The organism is Mixta mediterraneensis (assembly GCF_030283135.1).
Taxonomy (GTDB): Bacteria; Pseudomonadota; Gammaproteobacteria; order Enterobacterales; family Enterobacteriaceae; genus Pantoea; species Pantoea mediterraneensis.
This window is the reverse complement of record NZ_JASUAZ010000006.1, coordinates 1-18,452: the sequence shown is the minus strand read 5'-3', so window position 1 is coordinate 18,452 and position 18,452 is coordinate 1. Positions and strand designations below refer to the sequence as shown.

Here is an 18,452-nt window from a genome sequence, read left to right as displayed (position 1 = left end):
GATGCTAAAAATGAAAAAGGTTGTACTTGCTGCACTGCTTGCTGGATTAAGCCTGAGCGCATCTGCTGCTCAGACCATTCGCTTCGCCACTGAAGCCTCTTATCCTCCGTTTGAGTTTGTTGACTCAGAAAACAAAATCCAGGGCTTCGATGTCGATCTGGCGAATGCGTTATGTAAAGAGATGGATGCAACCTGCACCTTCACCAATCAGGCGTTTGATAGCCTGATCCCCAGCCTGAAGTTCCGCCGTTTTGACGCCGTGATGGCCGGTATGGACATCACGCCAGAGCGTGAAAAGCAGGTGCTGTTCAGCCAGCCTTACTATGACAATTCTGCCCTGTTTGTGGCGCAGAAAGGCAAAGTAGCTGACATAGCCGCGCTGAAAGGCAAACGTGTGGGCGTACAAAATGGCACAACACACCAGAAATACCTGACCGAGAAACACAGTGAAATTACCACCGTGCCTTACGACAGTTACCAAAACGCGGTGCTTGACCTGAAAAATGGTCGCATCGACGCGGTATTTGGTGATACCGCCGTGGTCAACGAATGGCTGAAGCAAAATACTACGCTGGCACCCGTCGGTGAAAAAGTGACTGACAAAGCCTATTTCGGCACTGGCCTCGGCATCGCGGTTCGCATGGGTAATACCGATCTGCAAGCGAAATTCAACGCTGCGTTGGACAAAGTGAAAGCAGACGGCACCTATAAAACCATCTACAGCAAATGGTTTCAGCAGTAACTTTCAATGAATGAAATGATTCCACTTGCAAGCGCCGCCGGTATGACCGTCGGCCTTGCCCTTTGCGCGTTTATCGCTGGCCTGGTGCTGGCGATGATTTTTGCTGGCTGGGAATCGGTGCGCTGGAAGCCCCTGGCCTGGATCGGCACCGGTCTGGTTACGCTGATTCGCGGGCTGCCGGAAATTCTGGTGGTGCTGTTTATTTACTTCGGCGCTTCGCAACTGCTGCTGACTTTATCCGACGGTTTCATCCTGAACGTTGGCTTATTTAAGTTACCCGTTCAGATGCAGATCGAAAATTTCGACGTGAGTCCTTTCCTGTGTGGCGTAATTGCGCTGGCAATGCTCTATTCTGCCTACGCATCACAAACCCTGCGCGGCGCGTTGAAAGCCGTTCCCGTAGGGCAATGGGAATCTGGCCAGGCGCTGGGTCTGAAGAAATCGGCAATTTTCTTTCGTCTGATCATGCCGCAAATGTGGCGACATGCGCTGCCCGGCTTAGGCAATCAGTGGCTGGTGTTATTAAAAGATACGGCGCTGGTGTCGTTGATTAGCGTGAATGATTTAATGCTGCAAACCAAAAGTATCGCTACCCGCACGCAAGAGCCGTTTACCTGGTTTTTAGTGGCGGCGGCCATTTATCTGGTGATTACTTTGTTCAGCCAGGCGGTATTGCGTCGCATCGAGTTGCGCACCACCCGTTTTGAGCGGGGAAACAGCTGATGCTTGAGTATCTACCTGAATTAATGAAAGGGCTGCATACCAGCCTGACGTTAACCCTGGCCTCACTCATTGTGGCGCTGGTGCTGTCGTTGCTGTTTACCGTGGTCTTGTCCCTGAAAACACCGTTGCTGACGCCGTTGATAAAGGGATTTATCACGTTATTTACCGGCACACCGCTGTTGGTACAAATTTTCCTGATCTATTACGGCCCAGGCCAGTTTCCCAGCCTGCAACAGGTTCCGTGGCTGTGGCATCTGCTGTCACAGCCCTGGCTCTGTGCGATGCTGGCGCTGTCGCTGAACAGCGCGGCTTACACCACGCAACTGTTTCACGGCACAGTGCGCGCTATCCCTTCCGGTCAATGGCAATCCTGCGCCGCGCTAGGAATGAACCGCCAGCACACGCTGCGTATTCTGCTACCCTATGCCTTTAAACGCGCCCTGTCATCCTATTCAAACGAAGTGGTGCTGGTGTTTAAAGGCACATCGCTGGCTTACACCATTACATTAATGGAAGTGATGGGCCATGGTCAGCTGTTATATGGTCGCACCTATGATGTCACGGTGTTCGCCGCTGCCGGTCTGGTTTATTTATGCGTCAACGGCTTATTGACGTTGCTGATGCGCCTAATCGAAAAACGCGCACTGGCATTTGAACGGCGAAATTAATGGTTAGGCGAGAAATCTCGCATTTTCTACCTTTTTACTCACAGATATTGCATAAAAATTCATTTTATGCCACCCTGTAATCCGTCATAACGCAGTTGTGCTGATGATGTTTTACAGGAGCTGTATCATGAAAAAATGGATTGTTGCCGCTGCACTGGCAGCCCTGGCAATGAATGCTCACGCTGCGGAGAAAATCCGTTTCGCCTCTTCGGCAACCTATCCTCCGTTTGAATCGTTGGATCGTGAAAATCAACTTGTCGGCTTTGATATTGATTTAGCGAAAGCGTTATGTCAGCAGATGAAGGCAGACTGCACTTTCACCAACAATGCCTTTGACAGCCTGATCCCCTCGCTTAAATTTCGCCGCTACGACGCGGTGATTTCTGGAATGGACATCACACCAGAACGCAGCAAGCAGGTCGATTTCACCCAGCCTTATTACCCCAACTCTGCCATTGTGATTGCCCGCCAGGGTAAGTTCAGCAATATCGGCCAGCTAAAAGGCAAACGGATTGGCGTCGAAAACGGCACCACGCACCAGAAATACCTGCAGGACAAGCATCCTGATGTGGTTATGGTGGCCTATGACAGCTACCAGAATGCGATTCTGGATATGAAAAATGGTCGCCTGGATGGAGTATTTGGTGACAGCGCCGTGGTTAATCAGTGGCTGAAAACTAACAGCGATCTCGCAACCGTTGGCAAGCATGTTACCGATGCCGACTACTTTGGCACCGGCTTAGGCATCGCGGTGCGTAAAGGCAACGACGCATTGCGCGAAAAGTTGAATAACGCGCTGGCCGAAATAAAAGCCAACGGCAGCTGGCAGCAGCTCAATCAGAAGTGGTTCCCCGAATAAGCATTATGGGCCAGCAAAGTGCTTGTCTGACCGGTTCTGCACTGTCCTCAGTTCAGACGGTAACTGCGCTGGCCCACCCTTGATGCGTTGCAACCTATCGCTTTGTCTCCGTTCGCTTAACCGTTCGCGTTTACGACGTCCCGCATTACACGATGTCACAGCATTACAAGCGATAACCGCTGTTAACCCACAATTAAGAACTTTAATGCTGCCTTTACTGCGAAGGGATGGCGGCAAATTTCAACGCCTCAGAAAAAATGCGCGACTGCTGGCGGGCAAGAAAAGCAGCAGCAACACCAGCAGATCCGGCAGCTTTTGCTGTAGCGTATGATGAATAATCTGCGCATTGTTTTCGCCGCTGATGCTAAAAATTTCTGGATAAATCCAGCCCGTTGATGCCAGCAACATATAAATCAGCACGATTATCTGCGTACCGACATATCCCCAGCGGCCACGATTGCTGCCACGCATTAAGGTAAAAGCACAGCGCAATTCAAACAGAAAGATCAGCTGACTCGCGATAAAGATAAAGGTAGAATCCCAGGCCTGGGCGCTGCGATGAACGAAGTTGATAATTTCGCTATAACCCAACGCATTAGCGAGCATTAATACGCTGAGGCAGCGCGTAACGATAATGGCTATCCCCGCGACTGTCACCGGGACAGGCGCATCCGGTAATACCGATCGGTGCTTGAGGGTTTCCGACATGTTTCATGCTCCGCACGCCATAGAAAATGGGCTGGAAAACCAGCCCATTTTTATAGTGGCAAACGTTACGGATTTCAGCCACGTTTTGCTTTCTGAATATCACTGACACGCTGTTTTTCTTCGTGTGCCATAACGCGCCAGGCAATAAAACCCACCAGACCGACCACAAACAAAATCAGCGAGGCCAGCGCGTTGATTTCTGGATTCACACCGCGCCGCACCGTAGCGAAGATTGCCATCGGCAGCGTGGTTGCACCAGGTCCGGTGACAAAGCTGGCAATCACTAAATCGTCCAGCGACAGCGTAAAAGCCAGCAGCCAGCCGGTGACAATCGCTGGGGCAATCATCGGCACGGTAATCACAAAGAACACCTTAAGCGGCGTCGCGCCTAAATCCATTGCCGCTTCTTCTATTGAACGGTCCAGTTCACGCAGGCGCGAGTTGATGACTACCGCCACATAAGCGGTACAAAACGTGACGTGCGCCAGCCAGATGGTTAACATTCCCCGTTCGCTCGGCCAGCCGAATGCGTTGCCAATGGCCACAAACAGCAGCAGCAGCGACAAACCGGTAATCACATCCGGCATGACCAGCGGCGCGGTAAGCATAAAGGCGAAACCGTTATGCCCCCGAAAACGCCCAAAGCGAACGATAATCACCGCCGCCAGCGTGCCCAGTACTACCGCCATGGTGGCCGACAATCCGGCGATGCTCAAACTGAGCAGCACCGCATCAATCATCGCATTATCCTGGAACAGCACGTGATACCAGTGAAATGAGAAGCCTTCCCACACCGTGACCAGTTGCGATCGATTGAACGAATAGATCGCCAGCAGCAGCATGGGAGCATAAAGAAACAGGAAGCAGCACGCCAGAATAGCGGTGCGCCAAGGCGAGCGGATCACGGGCAGATTATTCATCCCTTCTCTCCCATTTCACGGTTTTGATGCTTGTGGAACCAGATGATCGGCAGAATCAATATCAGCAAAATAATCACTGCCAGCGCCGATGCCACCGGCCAGTCGCGGTTATTAAAAAATTCCTGCCACAAGATACGGCCAATCATAATGCTGTCTGGTCCGCCGAGCAGTTCCGGGATAACGTATTCCCCCACCGCCGGGATAAACACCAGCATCGAACCGGCAATAATCCCCCCTTTGGTCAACGGCACGATAACGCTGAAGAAAGTTTTCAGCGGTCGCGCGCCCAGGTCCAGCGATGCTTCAACCAGCGAATAGTCAATACGGGTTAATGCGGTATAGATGGGTAGCACCATAAACGGCAGATAGCAGTAAACAATGCCAATATACACCGCAGTATTGGTGTAAAGAATAACCAGCGGATGATCAATAACGCCCAGCCACATCAGAAAACGGTTAAGGATACCGTTGTTATTAAGCAGACCCATCCAGGCATAAACGCGCACCAGGAACGATGTCCACGACGGCAGGATCACCAGCAGTAGCAGAATAGTACGCATTGATGGTTTGCTGTGCGCGACTGCCCACGCCAGCGGATACCCAATCAGCAGGCAGATCACCGTGGAGATGGCGGCCACCTTTAATGATTGCAAATACGCATCGACATATAGCGGATCGTCCGTGAGTTGCAGATAGTTAGCAAAGTTGAGAACGATGCTGAACTGATCGTCGGCCCACGAGATCAGGTCGGTGTAGGGCGGGATCGCGCGCGCAATATCGGCGAAGCTGATTTTCAGTACAATCAGGAACGGCAACAGAAAAAACAGCACCAGCCACAGGTAAGGTAATGCAATGACCAGTTTGCGGCCATGCTGCATTTTGATACGCGTCACCCAGCGCTGTAGCGGCGTTCCCACCAGCCTGGCGGGCGCTTTGCTGCGTTGAAAAATCTGGCTCACTACGCCTCCTTAAACCGTTAATACCACGCAGCTGTCGCTATCCCAGCAGAGACGAACTTCATCGCCCCACGTCGGCAATCCTTTGCGATAGCGATGCGCGTTTTGTAGCTGTGCACTGATCATTTGTCCGCTGCGCAAACGTACGTGGAATATTGACAGGTCGCCAAGATAGGCAATGTGCACGACCTCTCCCACAGCAAAGTTGCAGCCATCCGCCGGAACCTCTTCACACAGCATCACTTTTTCCGGTCGCAGCGCAACATGCACCGGCACGTTGTCTATCACCGAGACGTCCGAATCCACTTTCAGCGGATGGACTAATCCCGGACTTTCAATGATGAAGCTATTGTCCTGACGCTCGCGCAGCAAGCCTTCAAATACGTTTACCGAGCCAATAAATTCGGCGCTGTAACGGCTGGTCGGGTGCTCGTAAATCTCTTCTGGCTCGCCAATCTGCACAAACTTACCGCGGTTCATAATGGCGATGCGCCCCGCCATGGTCATTGCTTCTTCCTGATCGTGCGTCACCATGACGCAGGTTGCGCCCACGCGCTCCAGAATATCGACCACTTCAAGTTGCATACGGTCGCGCAGTTTTTTATCCAGCGCGCCCATAGGTTCATCCAGTAACAGCAACTTAGGGCGTTTCGCCAGACTACGCGCCAACGCCACGCGCTGGCGTTGGCCACCAGAAAGCTGATGCGGCTTACGTTTCGCAAACTCCTGCATATGTACCAGCGACAGCATCTCTTCGACACGGCTGCTGATTTCGCCCTTCGCCAGCTTGTCCTGCTTCAGGCCAAAGGCGATATTCTGTTCCACTGTCATATGCGGGAACAGGGCGTAAGACTGAAACATCATATTAATGGGCCGCTGATACGGTGCGACATGCGACAAATCCTGACCATCCAATACGATTTGTCCGCTGGTTGGCGGCTCAAAACCGGCTAACATGCGCAACAGCGTTGATTTACCGCAGCCAGAGGCGCCAAGCAGGGCAAAAATTTCACCTTTATAAATGGTCAGGCTGACGTCATCAACGGCGTGCTGACCATCGAATGATTTAGTCAGATTACGGATTTCCAGCAGCGGCGCTAACGCCTTTGCGTTTTTATTTTGAGGACGGGGAATGGCGTCGTTCACTAACATTCATCTCCGGGCCAGGCGGAACGGCACAGCAAAGCCAGCCGCTAAAAATGGCACAACAGAGGCCATGACTGCGCCTCTGTTGCTGTTGCGTTATAAGCTTATTCGTTCGAACGAATCACTTACCACTTTTCACTTTAGTCCATGCGCGCGTGCGCACACGATCCAGTTTTGGCTCCTGTACTTTCAGCACGAACAATTTAGACATGGCTTCAGGTGTTGGGAAGATGCCGGGATTGTTACGCACGTCAGCATTAATTAGCGGCAGCGATGCCTTATTACCGTTGGCGTAATTCATTTTGTTAGAGACATCGGCGATCACTTTCGGGTCCATGATGTAATTCAGCCATTGATAAGCTGCATCAAGATTTTTTGCATCTTTCGGAATGGCCATCATGTCAAAGAACGCCAGGGCGCCCTCTTTCGGCACGCTATAGCCTAAATGCACGCCGTTTTTCGCTTCATCCGCACGGTTTTTCGCCTGCAAAATATCGCCTGACCAGCCAATCGCGACGCAGATATTGCCGTTAGCCAGATCGTTAATGTACTGAGAAGAGTGGAAATAGCGAATACTGGGACGCAGCTTCAGCAGCAAATCGGTTGCCGCACCGGAATAATATTTAGCATCTGAACTGTTCGGATCTTTGCCGAGATAGTTCAGCACGGTAGCGAAAATCTCTTCCGGCGCATCGAGGAAAGAGACGCCGCAGCTTTTGAGTTTTTCCAGATTTTCTGGTTTCAGGACTAAATCCCAGCTGTTTACCGGCGCTTCTGCGCCCAAGGCTGCTTTGACTTTATCGATGTTATAACCAATACCGGTGGTGCCCCACAGATAAGGAATGGCATATTTATTGCCCGGATCGTGCTGCGCGACTTTTTCCATCAGAGCCGGATCGAGGTTTTTATAATTTGGCAGTTTGCTCTTATCCAGCGGCTGAAACACGCCGGATTGTAGCTGACGAGCCAGGAAGCTGGAGGATGGCACCACGACATCGTAGCCGGTGCTGCCCGCCATCAATTTGCCTTCCAGCACTTCATTCGAATCAAACACGTCATAGACCACTTTGATACCGGTCTGTTTTTCAAAATTTGGCACGGTATCTGGCGAGATATAATCGGACCAGTTGTAAACATGCAGGGTTTTATCTTCCGCCATTGTGCTGGCAGAAACTGCCATCAGCACGCCAGCAACCACACCTGACAACCATTTCTGATGTTGGTTGAGCATTTTTTTCCTCCTGAGCGGGGTCATCACAACGCTGTAAACTTCTGATCCGAACGTTGCGTTCTGTGCGTAAAGTCAGTGACACAATGAATCATTATTCAGCGGGAGTTTAAGAGCAAAAAATCTGTACCTGCGCTGCGTTTACAAGGGTGATGCAGCCCCGCAAGAATAGCTGCCCGGCAAAAGGTTCACCAGACCCCGGCTTAAAAAACGCCTAATCGCGATAGTTTATGCATATTTGAATGATGAGGTTCGGCTTTGAGGCCATAAAGAACGCCAGTTATCTGGCATTAAAGGGCAAAATGCAGAATAAAACGTGGTAAGGCAGGCAAGAAAAACTGCTGCCGAAAGCAGCAGTAAGACAGGAAAGGATCAATGCAACATTGAGTGACCCAGCAAGGTCGCCGGACGTTCCTCTTCTTCATCGTCACTGCTCAGCAGCAGGTTATTCGCAAACGCTTCCATAATGACCATGGAAATTTGCGCTTCGCTCTGCTTCATAAAGTGCGCGAACTGACCAAAGGTTAGCCCGGCTTCGGTAAGCATTGACTGACACACAATCAGCTTTGGTAAATTATCATCCTGAATGTCGATAAACGCTTTTACCGTCAGGGAACTGGCATTGATTTGCGACAGGTCGCCCACCAAAGGAATTAACGCCGTCGGCTTCACTTCAGCCAGTGCAGAAAACAAAATGACGTTGTCGACCAGATCGATTTTGGCGTCAAACACCCCTTCGAAGTTCTGCATATGCGGCAAATGAAGGGCCTGACAGGCATCACATTCGAACCAGGTGATATTTTGCTGATCCAGCCAGCGACGCAACAGGTCAATATCCGGAACGACAAGAGAATCCATCGTAAAATCCCATGGGGTGAATAAACAGGCGACTAAGCTTACGGAAAAATTGTCAGAGGCGCCACGAAAACCGCTGAAAAGCACCGGTTAGCCAGCGGTTTTAGGAGGGTGGCCGGGTATGGCGTGCCGTTCAATCCAGTTGATCATCATGCCAGCAATATCCAGACCGCTGGTCGTTTCAATGCCTTCCAGACCCGGCGATGCGTTGACCTCCATCACCAGTGGACCGCGATGAGCCCGCAAAATGTCAACGCCTGCGATCTCTAAGCCCAGGGTTGCCGCCGCTTTAATGGCAATATCGCGCTCCTGCCCGGTGATAATGACCGGATGCGCTTTGCCGCCGCGATGCAGGTTTGATCGGAAATCGCCCTCTTTCGCTGCCCGCTCAATAGCCGCCACCACCTGTTTGCCAATCACCAGACAGCGAATGTCGTGGCCCTGTGCTTCTTTGATAAATTCCTGCACCAAAATATGGGCGTTCAGACCGCGAAAGGCGTCAATAACGCTTTCTGCTGCCTGCCGCGTTTCGGCCAGCACCACGCCAATCCCTTGCGTGCCCTCAACCAGTTTCACTACCAGCGGCGCACCGCCGACCATGGCGATGAGATCCTGCGTATCATCAGGAGAAGAGGCGAATCCGGTTACCGGCATGTCGATACCTTCCCGCGCCAGCAACTGTAATGAACGCAATTTATCGCGCGCACACGTGATCGCAGCTGACTTATTGAGCGGATAGCTGCCGCACATTTCAAACTGGCGCAACACGGCAGTGCCATAAAAGGTGATGGGAGTGCCGATACGTGGAATAACCGCGTCAAAATGACCGAGCGGTTCGCCGCGATAGTGCACGGCGGCTGACGCTGGATTGATGTTCATGTAGCAGGAAAGCGGATCGAGGATTTGAATAAAATGGCCACGCTGCTCAGCGGCTTCGCGTAAACGACGGCACGAATAAAGCGATTCATCACGCGACAGGATGGCCATTTTCATTATCGTATTCCCTGGGTCAGATTAACGTGTCGCCCAGCCCTGCTGATGCAGGTAATCCAGCATAAACGGGCGCGTTTCTTTGATGATCAAGCGTTGAATCAGCTGGCTCCAGGTTTCACTACGTTGATTGCTGTCACGCTGCTGATAGTAAACCGCCGTGCGGCTGTCGTAATCGGCGAGCACCGCGGGATCCACCGAATGATAGCGATTTTCATGCACTAACATGGCCTGCGGTATACGGGGCTTCACGTCGGGTACGGATTCCGGATAACCGATACAAAAACCAAACAGCGGCAGCACGTATTGGGGTAACTCCAGTAATTCGGTGACCTGCGCAATGCTGTTACGGATACCGCCGATAAACACGCCGCCAAGATCCATCGATTCCGCAGCGATCATCGCATTTTGCGTCATCAACGCGGTGTCTACGCAACCTAGCAACAGTTGCTCAGCGCGGCCTAACTGGGCCTCCGGGCAAATCTGTAGGTGGCGGTTGAAATCAGCGCAGAAAATCCAGAACTCAGCCGCATCCGCGACCCAGGGTTGCCCGCCCGTAAGCGTGACCAACTGCTCACGCAAGGCTTTGTCGGTAATACGCACAATGGATGAGCACTGCAAAAAGCTGGATGTCGAGGCCGCCTGCGCTGCGGCAATGATCGCTTCACGTTGTTCTTCGCTAACGGGCTGTTCGGTAAAGGCGCGAACAGAGCGGTGGCTACACAGTAAATCAATGGTTGGTGTCATAAGTCTCCGGCAACGTTATCTTTTTTTATTGGTGCGATTAAACAGCTGTGGCGCCATCGCTTGTGCAGTACGCCACATAACCAGCCAGGCAGCAGGCAACATCAGAACGACGCCTGACAATAGCAGTACGGTCGCCAGCGTTTTCCTGCCAACAGAGGGAAACGCCGGCAGCCAGTGATTGACGACCAGCAGTGCGGCAGCGATCAGCAAGCCGCCCAGCATTTCCATCACCAGAATCGGTTTCGGTAATCTTGCTACGCTACGCATCGCCCTGCTCCTGTATCACACCTGAATGAAACGACAATTATGGTTAATCAGCACAAACTTGCATAGATGGCGGGCATTAGACTAACAGGCAAATCCTACTTTCTTTAAGCGGTACGAGCGGGCATGATGATTGCCATTCTTTATTGTGTTGCGTGATACCGATCACGCAATGGCCGCTGCAAGGAGTTCTCAATGATTGCTGTAATTTTTGGTCGCCCAGGCTGTTCTTATTGTGTTCGTGCTAAAGAGCTGGCTGATAAGCTGGCTGCCGATCGTGATGATTTTAGCTATCAGTACGTTGATATTCAGGCGGAGGGAATTACCAAAGCGGATCTGGAAGCCAGCGCAGGTAAACCGGTTAGCACCGTGCCGCAGATTTTCCTGGATGAGCAGCACATCGGTGGTTATACCGAATTTGCGGCCTGGTCTAAAGAAAATCTGGGTTTTAGCGCGTAAGTCCTTTCAAAGCGGAGCCGTGACAGCTGGCTCCGTCCTAACGGCAAGCATCGCCTTCTCGCCGCGTCGTACGGCAAACATTGTACGTCCATCCAATGAGCCTTAACAGCCGATGACAACCGTTGAGATACGTTGTTTAGCTGCGCCCGTTAATAGTGTGCCTGCAAGGTTATCGGCTGTGACTGGCTGGTTAAGCTGTACGTATGTTGTAAATCATCCACAGCCGAGCGCGCCCTGGTGCTTTATTTGCTGCTTCCAGGTGGAAATAAAAAGCAACAGCCCGCGCTTCGTATGAATGTATTCCCCCATAGCTGAAAACGGGTTTTCTGACTAGAATAGCCGCCGTTTTAACCGCTACCGCTTTTCGATGCGGGACGGGCACGGCTTGCGCTGCACCTCAATAAAACAAGCTACACTTCAATCGGTTACTTACACACAAGAAGTTAAACAGTGAATATTAATGTCGCAGAATTGTTAACCGGAAATGACATTCTGTTATTATTTGTCGTATTAACGCTCGGGCTTTGTCTGGGTAAATTGCGTCTCGGCTCGGTCCAGCTGGGAAACGCCATTGGCGTATTAGTTATTTCTTTATTATTAGGCCAACAACACTTCACCATTAATACTGATGCATTGAGCCTGGGCTTTATGCTGTTTATTTTCTGTGTCGGTGTTGAAGCGGGTCCTAATTTTTTCTCTATTTTTTTTCGCGACGGTAAAAACTATTTTATGTTGGCTATCGTCATGGTGGCCAGTGCGCTGCTATTAGCGTTAGGTTTAGGCAAACTGTTTGGCTGGGACATCGGCTTAACGGCTGGCATGCTGGCAGGATCGATGACGTCTACCCCGGTCTTAGTTGGCGCAGGCGATACCCTGCGACAAAGCATCGGCGACAGTAAACAGTTAGCTTTGATGCAAGATCATCTCAGCCTTGGCTACGCCATTACTTACCTGATTGGATTAGTTAGCCTGATTTTTGGCGCGCGCTATCTGCCACGCCTGCAACATCAGGATTTATCCACCTGCGCACAGCAAATTGCTCGTGAACGGGGTCTGGATGCAGACAGCCAGCGCAAAGTTTTTTTGCCGGTGATCCGCGCCTATCGCGTCGGCCCGGAACTGGTGGCCTGGAGCGGCGGTAAAAATTTGCGTGAATTAGGAATTTATCGCCAGACCGGCTGCTACATCGAACGTATCCGCCGTAACGGCATTCTCGCCAGCCCGGATGGTGACGCTGTGCTGCAAGCCGGTGATGACATCTCGCTGGTTGGCTATCCTGATGCGCACGCCCGCCTTGATCCCAGCTTCCGCAACGGTAAAGAAGTTTTTGACCGCGACCTGTTGGATATGCGCATCGTCACCGAAGAAATCGTGGTGAAAAACCATAACGCGGTGAATAAGCGTCTGAGTAAACTTAACCTCACCGATCACGGTTGTTTTCTTAACCGCGTTATTCGCAGCCAGATTGAAATGCCAATTGATGACAACATCATCCTGAATAAAGGGGATGTATTACAAGTCAGCGGCGAAGCGCGTCGTGTTAAAAGCGTGGCCGACCGTATTGGCTTTATCGCTATTCACAGTCAGATGACCGATCTGCTGGCATTTTGTGCCTTTTTTATTGTGGGTTTGATGATTGGCTTAATCACTTTTCAGTTCAGCAATTTTAGTTTCGGCATTGGTAACGCCGCCGGTTTGCTGTTTGCGGGGATTATGCTGGGCTTCCTGCGCGCCAACCATCCCACGTTCGGCTATATCCCGCAAGGTGCGCTGACCATGGTGAAAGAGTTTGGTTTGATGGTATTTATGGCGGGCGTTGGGCTAAGTGCAGGCGGCAGTATCAACCATGGTCTGAGCAGCGACGGTGTGCTAATGCTGCTATGCGGTTTGCTGGTCAGCCTGCTGCCGGTGGTGATCTGCTATCTGTTCGGGGCTTATGTATTGCGAATGAACCGTGCGCTGCTGTTTGGCGCGATCATGGGCGCACGGACCTGCGCACCAGCCATGGAGATTATTAGCGACACCGCGCGCAGCAATATTCCGGCGCTCGGCTATGCCGGGACTTATGCCATCGCCAATGTGCTGCTGACGCTGGCGGGCACCCTTATCGTTATTGTCTGGCCAATTCTGCCCTTATAAAATTTTTTTAGCTGAGTCCAGAACTTTTTTGTTAAGTCACAGTCTGATTAAGTGCCACTGCTTTTCTTTGAAATCCCCAGATTGTGGAGCCCGTTAACCTTTTAGTTAGCGGGTTTTTTTATGCCTGACATCACTCTCCTCTGTCGTCCAGCCTGCCCTTCATCCCGATGTCATCAAACCTAAACCGTTTTGCAACCTAAATAAAGATTAAGACTTTCTGCTATGGACGAATGTGCCTGTTACTTTCAGGATAGCGCGCTTATGTTATTAGCAATTCGTGCGTTTAGCTTTAGCCGATCGATAAACCCGAACCGGCACATTTCTGCCTGTTGCAGAGAACGCTGTCTGGGATCGCTGGGCCTAACGCCCTTTTCAATGAGGAATGCCACCCGTAATGGAAGAGTTAAACCGCAGGCTGTTTATATTGATCAACGCCACGTCAGATTCGCCGATCTGGATGCTGCAACTGGCGACATTTATTGCCAAAGACCTGATTGCTATCGTGCCGCTGCTGATCGTCGCGTTATGGCTATGGGGTCCACGTACACAGGTTAAATCCCAGCGGGTGCTGGTATTGAAAACCGGCATGGCTTTGGTTTATGCACTCGCGATATCCTGGTGCGTGGGGCAATTGCTGCCACATCCGCGCCCGTTTGCTATGGGCCTGGGGCATCAATTTTTACGTCATGCTGCTGACGATTCTTATCCCAGCGATCACGGCACGACTATTTTTACCTTTGCGCTGGCGTTCATCTTCTGGCATCGCCTGTGGTCTGGGGTAATTTTGTTAGGGATTGGCAGCGTTATCGCCTGGTCTCGGGTGTATTTAGGCGTGCACTGGCCCATGGATATGTTGGGCGGCTTTTTGGTCGGTCTGCTGGGGTGTCTGGCGTCGCATCTCGCCTGGCAGCACTACGGCAATCGCATGTTGAATGTGGTTAATTCGCTGTATCGCGCTTTATTCGCCTTACCGATTCGCAAGGGTTGGGTACAAAACTAAAAACAGCGGGACGCATCGCTGCGTCCCTGATTTTTATGAAAACCACTTCCCGAACCAGCCATTGAATTTCATCATCACAAAATCAATGATGCGGCTAAAAAAGCCGCCCTGCGGCATATCCTGCATCACCACCAGCGGACGCTGTTCAATGGTTTTACCATTTAGCTGGAAATTGATCGTCCCGACCACCTGATTTTTCTTCAGCGGCGCTTCCAGTTGTGGCGAGTTCAGCGTGTAGCTGGCCTTCAGATTTTTCATCTGTCCTTTTGGAATGGTCAAGGCGGCGTCTTTGGCTACGCCCAGGTTCACTTGATTTTGCTCACCAAACCAGACGCGCTGCTGGGCAAAAGGCGCATCCGCTTTAATTGGCGTAACCGTTTCGTAGAAGCGGAAACCCCAGGTCAACAGCTTCTCACTTTCGCGAAAACGGATTGCATCGCTGGCGGTGCCAAGCACCACCGAAATCAAACGCATGTCGCCTTCGGTCGCCGAGGCCACCAGATTATTCCCTGCCCCCGATGTGTGGCCGGTTTTGATGCCGTCAACCTTCAGGTTAGTGCTCCACAGCAGGCGATTGCGATTCCTCTGGCGGATATTATTGAAGGTAAATTCCTTCTCTTTATTCAGCGCATATTCTTCCGGCACATCACGAATAAGCGCCTGACCAATCAGCGCCATATCACGTGCGGTGCTGTATTGCCCCTCGGCATCTAAACCGTGCACCGTCATAAAATGCGTATTTTTCAGGCCAAGCGCTTTAACGTAATTGTTCATCAAACCGATAAACGCATCCTGACTGCCCGCCACATAGTCCGCCAGCGCGATACAGGCATCGTTACCCGACTGAATCACAATGCCTTTATTCAATTCATGTACCGGAATGCGATCGCCCGGCTTCAGGAACATCAGCGATGAACCTTTCAGTTTTGGATTACCCGTCGCCCATGCATCCTGGCCTACGGTCACACTGTCATCCGCTTTTATCTTGCCCGCTTTGATCGCCTGACCCACCACGTAACTGGTCATCATTTTGGTCAGGCTGGCAGGATCGAGACGCTGGTCAGCATTGGATTCGGTCAACACTTTGCCGCTGGCGTAATCCATTAAAATATAAGCCTTAGCGTCGATCTGAGGAGCATCAGGCGCTTGTTCCGCGAATACGCTGACAGGCGCAACGAGTAAAGAGGTCGCAGCAAAGAGCCGCAGGCGAGAAGCAAAGTGTTTTTTTGTCATGGGCTTGCCGGAGTGTCCTTATTAAATCAGGGTTTAAGGCAGAAAATCTTCAGTTAGAACGCTAACCGCTGGCGTCAGCGAAAAAAACCGGTGAATCGTAAAGTTTTTTAGAGTTTAGTCGAGTAACCCTGGCATTCATGCTGCGTGCTTGCCAGTTTTCTCCCAGCGCGTCGTCAGAAAAAATGCGTGAAAATCCGATTTTTCGCAGAACAGTTAAGGCCGTCACAAATTTCAGCTAACCTGATTTCAGTCAGCCTGAGGAGGATCCCATGGACTTAGCCCTGTTTGATCTGGATGAAACCCTGATTTGCGATGACAGCACCAGCCTGTGGCTGCGCTGGCTGGCTTCACAAGGTTTTGCAACTAACGACCTTATCGACGAAGAGCAGGCATTAATGGCGCAATATTATGCCGGCACCCTTTCTATAGAAGAATACATGAATAAAACTCTCGCTCCGCTGGCTGGCATGGCAACCATGACGGTGGACGGCTGGGTTCGGCGCTTTATCCATCGCGACATTATGCCTCGGGTCTTTCCGGCGGCCCGTGAACGTATTCAGTGGCATCAGCAACGCGGCGATAACGTAATGATTATCTCCGCCAGTGGCGAACATTTAGTTATTCCCATCGCCGAACGTTTAGGGGCATATGGCGCGTTAGCTATTGGCGTTGAGGTGGTTAATGATCGCTACAGCGGCCTGACTTACGGCACCATGACCTATAAAGAGGGTAAAGTGACGCGCCTGACTGACTGGAAAGCACTCCAGGAAGATGAAACCTATAACCGGACCTGGGCTTACAGCGATTCGATGAATGACCTGCCCTTGCTGGCCCTGGCCGATCATGCCCACGTGATTAATCCTGATGCATTGCTGCATCAGGAAGCTCTGGACCGGGGTTGGGAAGTGTGCCGCTGGGTGCGATAATTATCCGCGGGACGCTTTCGCGTCCTGTTCTAATCCGACCTTCAGCAGCTTGCCATTAGCTTCATCGGTGAGCACGTAAAGGTAGCCATCCGGCCCCTGGCGGACGTCACGAATGCGCTCGTTGCGATCTTTTAATAACCGCTGCTCCTCAACCACCTTCTCGCCGTTCACCCGCAAACGAATCAAACTTTTTTCCTTCAGCGCGCCGATAAACAGCGAATTTTTCCACTGAGGAAAACGCGCGCTGTTATAGAAAGCCATGCCGCTGATGGCGGGAGAGACCTTCCAGTAGAAAACGGGCTGCTCAGTGCCATCAACATGTGTGCCCTTTGATTCCGGCACTTTCTCGCCGCTGTAATCAATACCGTAGGTCGCCAGCGGCCAGCCGTAATTTTTCCCTTTTTCTGGAATATTGACTTCATCGCCGCCACGTGGCCCATGCTCACTTTCCCAGATTTTTTGCGTCCAGGGATTGAGCGCCAGCCCTTGTGGATTACGCAGGCCATACGCCCAAATTTCGGGACGTATGCCGCTGTGATTAACAAACGGGTTATCTTTCGGCACGCTGCCGTCGCCATTCAAACGCAGTAGTTTACCTTGCAGCTTATCTGTATCCTGCGCGGCGCTGCTGACGAAGTTATCGCCAAAGGCAATCCACAAAAAACCCTGTCGGTCAAAAGCCAGTCGTGTTCCGATGTTATTACCGCTCGACAACGCTGGGGTCTGGCGAATCACTTCATGAAAGTCGCTAAGCTGGCGATTATCTTTGCTCAGCGTGCCATAGCCGACTACCGCCCCTGCCTTACCACTGCTGTCAGCTTCGGTATAACTCAGCCAGACGCGACGGTTTTGTGCAAAATCCGGTGCCAGCACCACGTCCAGCAAACCACTTTGACGGTGCGCCCACACTTTTGGCACGCCCTGAATCGGTCTGGATAAACCGCTGTCCTGTCGCCAGCTGCGTAACTGACCGGAACGTTCGGTAATCAATACGGTTTGGTTATCTGGCAAAAATGCCAGTGACCAGGGATGGTCGAGCTTGTCTTGCAGCACCTGAACCTGTAGGTCTGCCGCCAGCGTCGAAAAAGAGCACATTACGCTGAAAACCAGCGCGGCGGGGAAGCGAGTCATGGCACTCTCCTGTTGGGATACAATGCCCTTAAGCGTAGACAGCTGTTACAGAACGATGTCTGAGATTTACAAAAGATTAAATCAGCGACCCCATATCATCGTCCTTAGCGCTTATTGCCGTGCATCAAAAGCCACGGCGTCACGTATCATCGTATCGAGGCCGGGTTTCAGGTCGGCAAAGGTAATGGGTGCGTTGCTGTTAGTGACTGTTTTACCAAACGCTTTGCGCACGACTTTGATCAACGGTTTGCCGGTTCGCGCGTCGCTGATTTCAACTTCCAGAAACAATTCACTGTTTTGTATGCGATAGCCGGAAGCCGCCATCGTACCGGCAACAACCGCGGCGATCGGCACCATTTCATAGAACTGCATGCCCTTATTTTCTGCGGTTACAGCAGTAATAGCACTGCGCACGCTTAACGAACGCGGGCCTTTTTGCGCCACCAGCGGTTTACGGGTTGCAATAGCCCCTTTCAGCTGAATATCGATGTAATTGCGCACCTCATCCAGCGTTTGCTGACTGATACGCTGCGTCGGACGCGCTGCCGGATAATAAACCACGGGGGTGTATGAATCGCCACGGATAATCTAGACACTTCCGAGCCGTTGATAATATTGTTTTTCATATTCCGTCGGTGGCATCTGATCACTCGAACCATGCCGACGCTTACTGTTATAAAACATTTCGATGTAATCAAAAATATCGCTGCGTGCTTCTTCCCGTGTTCCGTAGATCTTTTTCTTTATCCGTTCACGCT

Annotated in this window: 21 protein-coding genes; 8 read left to right on the top strand and 13 right to left on the bottom strand. The window is 51.5% G+C overall.

Features of this window, described 5'->3' with window-relative positions:
- Nucleotides 1–10: 10 nt before the first annotated feature.
- The 4 genes from artJ (at nt 11) to QRY16_RS05980 (ending at nt 2,992) form a co-directional block, all read left to right on the top strand.
- Nucleotides 11–742: an arginine ABC transporter substrate-binding protein gene (artJ, locus tag QRY16_RS05995; RefSeq protein WP_193403333.1), complete on the top strand. Its 732-nt coding sequence runs from the start codon at nt 11–13 to the stop codon at nt 740–742.
- Between the two features lie 6 nt (nt 743–748).
- Nucleotides 749–1,465 carry an arginine ABC transporter permease ArtQ gene (gene artQ / locus QRY16_RS05990; RefSeq protein WP_289775974.1) on the top strand — a complete coding sequence of 239 codons (717 nt, stop codon included), beginning with the start codon at nt 749–751 and terminating at the stop codon, nt 1,463–1,465.
- Nucleotides 1,465–2,133, top strand: coding sequence for an arginine ABC transporter permease ArtM (artM, locus tag QRY16_RS05985; protein WP_289775973.1), 669 nt, complete (start codon nt 1,465–1,467; stop codon nt 2,131–2,133). Before artQ ends, artM begins: the two co-directional genes overlap by 1 nt.
- A gap of 127 nt (nt 2,134–2,260) precedes the next feature.
- Entirely contained in the window at nt 2,261–2,992 is a 732-nt protein-coding gene (locus tag QRY16_RS05980) for an arginine ABC transporter substrate-binding protein (protein ID WP_289775972.1), read from the top strand.
- A gap of 240 nt (nt 2,993–3,232) precedes the next feature.
- Here the strand turns inward: QRY16_RS05980 and QRY16_RS05975 are convergent, their stop codons facing one another.
- The 9 genes from QRY16_RS05975 to QRY16_RS05935 all read right to left on the bottom strand — a co-directional run bounded on the left by QRY16_RS05975 (nt 3,233) and on the right by QRY16_RS05935 (nt 10,809).
- Nucleotides 3,233–3,700 carry a YbjO family protein gene (locus tag QRY16_RS05975; RefSeq protein ID WP_193403337.1) on the bottom strand — a complete coding sequence of 156 codons (468 nt, stop codon included), beginning with the start codon at nt 3,698–3,700 and terminating at the stop codon, nt 3,233–3,235.
- 74 nt (nt 3,701–3,774) lie between these two features.
- On the bottom strand, nt 3,775–4,620 hold the full coding sequence (gene potI / locus QRY16_RS05970; protein WP_289775971.1) for a putrescine ABC transporter permease PotI: 846 nt from the start codon (nt 4,618–4,620) through the stop codon (nt 3,775–3,777).
- On the bottom strand, nt 4,617–5,540 hold the full coding sequence (gene potH / locus QRY16_RS05965; RefSeq protein WP_290428238.1) for a putrescine ABC transporter permease PotH: 924 nt from the start codon (nt 5,538–5,540) through the stop codon (nt 4,617–4,619). Before potH ends, potI begins: the two co-directional genes overlap by 4 nt.
- A gap of 48 nt (nt 5,541–5,588) precedes the next feature.
- Complete coding sequence (gene potG, locus QRY16_RS05960; protein ID WP_289776056.1) at nt 5,589–6,722, bottom strand: putrescine ABC transporter ATP-binding subunit PotG; 1,134 nt, start codon at nt 6,720–6,722, stop codon at nt 5,589–5,591.
- Nucleotides 6,723–6,843: 121 nt separating this feature from the next.
- The gene (gene potF, locus QRY16_RS05955) at nt 6,844–7,953 is read right to left on the bottom strand and encodes a spermidine/putrescine ABC transporter substrate-binding protein PotF (RefSeq protein ID WP_289775969.1); all 1,110 of its coding nucleotides are present in this window, start codon (nt 7,951–7,953) and stop codon (nt 6,844–6,846) included.
- 369 nt (nt 7,954–8,322) lie between these two features.
- Nucleotides 8,323–8,808: a YbjN domain-containing protein gene (locus QRY16_RS05950; RefSeq protein WP_193403341.1), complete on the bottom strand. Its 486-nt coding sequence runs from the start codon at nt 8,806–8,808 to the stop codon at nt 8,323–8,325.
- An 87-nt stretch (nt 8,809–8,895) separates the two neighbouring features.
- Complete coding sequence (rimK, locus tag QRY16_RS05945) at nt 8,896–9,798, bottom strand: 30S ribosomal protein S6--L-glutamate ligase (RefSeq protein ID WP_289775968.1); 903 nt, start codon at nt 9,796–9,798, stop codon at nt 8,896–8,898.
- A gap of 21 nt (nt 9,799–9,819) precedes the next feature.
- On the bottom strand, nt 9,820–10,542 hold the full coding sequence (gene nfsA, locus QRY16_RS05940; protein ID WP_289775967.1) for an oxygen-insensitive NADPH nitroreductase: 723 nt from the start codon (nt 10,540–10,542) through the stop codon (nt 9,820–9,822).
- Nucleotides 10,543–10,557: 15 nt separating this feature from the next.
- Nucleotides 10,558–10,809, bottom strand: coding sequence for a DUF1418 family protein (locus QRY16_RS05935; protein WP_193403344.1), 252 nt, complete (start codon nt 10,807–10,809; stop codon nt 10,558–10,560).
- A gap of 192 nt (nt 10,810–11,001) precedes the next feature.
- Between QRY16_RS05935 and QRY16_RS05930 the strand changes: the two genes are divergently transcribed.
- From QRY16_RS05930 to ybjG, 3 genes are all read left to right on the top strand, one after another.
- Nucleotides 11,002–11,265: a GrxA family glutaredoxin gene (locus QRY16_RS05930; protein ID WP_193403345.1), complete on the top strand. Its 264-nt coding sequence runs from the start codon at nt 11,002–11,004 to the stop codon at nt 11,263–11,265.
- Nucleotides 11,266–11,715: 450 nt separating this feature from the next.
- Entirely contained in the window at nt 11,716–13,404 is a 1,689-nt protein-coding gene (locus tag QRY16_RS05925) for an aspartate:alanine antiporter (RefSeq protein WP_289775966.1), read from the top strand.
- A gap of 394 nt (nt 13,405–13,798) precedes the next feature.
- Entirely contained in the window at nt 13,799–14,404 is a 606-nt protein-coding gene (gene ybjG / locus QRY16_RS05920; protein ID WP_289775965.1) for an undecaprenyl-diphosphate phosphatase, read from the top strand.
- Between the two features lie 33 nt (nt 14,405–14,437).
- Here the strand turns inward: ybjG and QRY16_RS05915 are convergent, their stop codons facing one another.
- Nucleotides 14,438–15,637, bottom strand: a complete 1,200-nt coding sequence (locus tag QRY16_RS05915) for a serine hydrolase (RefSeq protein WP_193403348.1) — start codon at nt 15,635–15,637, stop codon at nt 14,438–14,440.
- A 269-nt stretch (nt 15,638–15,906) separates the two neighbouring features.
- Between QRY16_RS05915 and QRY16_RS05910 the strand changes: the two genes are divergently transcribed.
- Entirely contained in the window at nt 15,907–16,563 is a 657-nt protein-coding gene (locus tag QRY16_RS05910) for an HAD family hydrolase (protein ID WP_289775964.1), read from the top strand.
- On the opposite strand, the gene QRY16_RS05905 is transcribed toward QRY16_RS05910, so the two are convergent.
- From QRY16_RS05905 to QRY16_RS05895, 3 genes are all read right to left on the bottom strand, one after another.
- Nucleotides 16,564–17,694 (bottom strand): PQQ-dependent sugar dehydrogenase, encoded by a 1,131-nt coding sequence (locus tag QRY16_RS05905; RefSeq protein ID WP_193403350.1) that lies wholly within the window; start codon nt 17,692–17,694, stop codon nt 16,564–16,566. It abuts the gene before it with no gap.
- Between the two features lie 111 nt (nt 17,695–17,805).
- Nucleotides 17,806–18,255 carry a DUF3313 domain-containing protein gene (locus tag QRY16_RS05900; protein WP_289775963.1) on the bottom strand — a complete coding sequence of 150 codons (450 nt, stop codon included), beginning with the start codon at nt 18,253–18,255 and terminating at the stop codon, nt 17,806–17,808.
- A gap of 27 nt (nt 18,256–18,282) precedes the next feature.
- Nucleotides 18,283–18,452 (bottom strand): IS3 family transposase (locus QRY16_RS05895; protein ID WP_289776055.1); only part of this gene is annotated, 170 nt, incomplete at its 5' end.

Coding starts and splice junctions, on each gene's coding strand:
- QRY16_RS05910 (WP_289775964.1), top strand. CDS start 15,907: ATGGACTTAGCCCTGTTTGATCTGGATGAAACCCTGATTTGCGATGAC.
- rimK (WP_289775968.1), bottom strand. CDS start 9,798: ATGAAAATGGCCATCCTGTCGCGTGATGAATCGCTTTATTCGTGCCGT.
- QRY16_RS05980 (WP_289775972.1), top strand. CDS start 2,261: ATGAAAAAATGGATTGTTGCCGCTGCACTGGCAGCCCTGGCAATGAAT.
- ybjG (WP_289775965.1), top strand. CDS start 13,799: ATGGAAGAGTTAAACCGCAGGCTGTTTATATTGATCAACGCCACGTCA.
- QRY16_RS05975 (WP_193403337.1), bottom strand. CDS start 3,700: ATGTCGGAAACCCTCAAGCACCGATCGGTATTACCGGATGCGCCTGTC.
- QRY16_RS05950 (WP_193403341.1), bottom strand. CDS start 8,808: ATGGATTCTCTTGTCGTTCCGGATATTGACCTGTTGCGTCGCTGGCTG.
- QRY16_RS05905 (WP_193403350.1), bottom strand. CDS start 17,694: ATGACTCGCTTCCCCGCCGCGCTGGTTTTCAGCGTAATGTGCTCTTTT.
- artJ (WP_193403333.1), top strand. CDS start 11: ATGAAAAAGGTTGTACTTGCTGCACTGCTTGCTGGATTAAGCCTGAGC.
- potF (WP_289775969.1), bottom strand. CDS start 7,953: ATGCTCAACCAACATCAGAAATGGTTGTCAGGTGTGGTTGCTGGCGTG.
- QRY16_RS05915 (WP_193403348.1), bottom strand. CDS start 15,637: ATGACAAAAAAACACTTTGCTTCTCGCCTGCGGCTCTTTGCTGCGACC.
- nfsA (WP_289775967.1), bottom strand. CDS start 10,542: ATGACACCAACCATTGATTTACTGTGTAGCCACCGCTCTGTTCGCGCC.
- QRY16_RS05935 (WP_193403344.1), bottom strand. CDS start 10,809: ATGCGTAGCGTAGCAAGATTACCGAAACCGATTCTGGTGATGGAAATG.
- artQ (WP_289775974.1), top strand. CDS start 749: ATGAATGAAATGATTCCACTTGCAAGCGCCGCCGGTATGACCGTCGGC.
- artM (WP_289775973.1), top strand. CDS start 1,465: ATGCTTGAGTATCTACCTGAATTAATGAAAGGGCTGCATACCAGCCTG.
- potI (WP_289775971.1), bottom strand. CDS start 4,620: ATGAATAATCTGCCCGTGATCCGCTCGCCTTGGCGCACCGCTATTCTG.
- QRY16_RS05930 (WP_193403345.1), top strand. CDS start 11,002: ATGATTGCTGTAATTTTTGGTCGCCCAGGCTGTTCTTATTGTGTTCGT.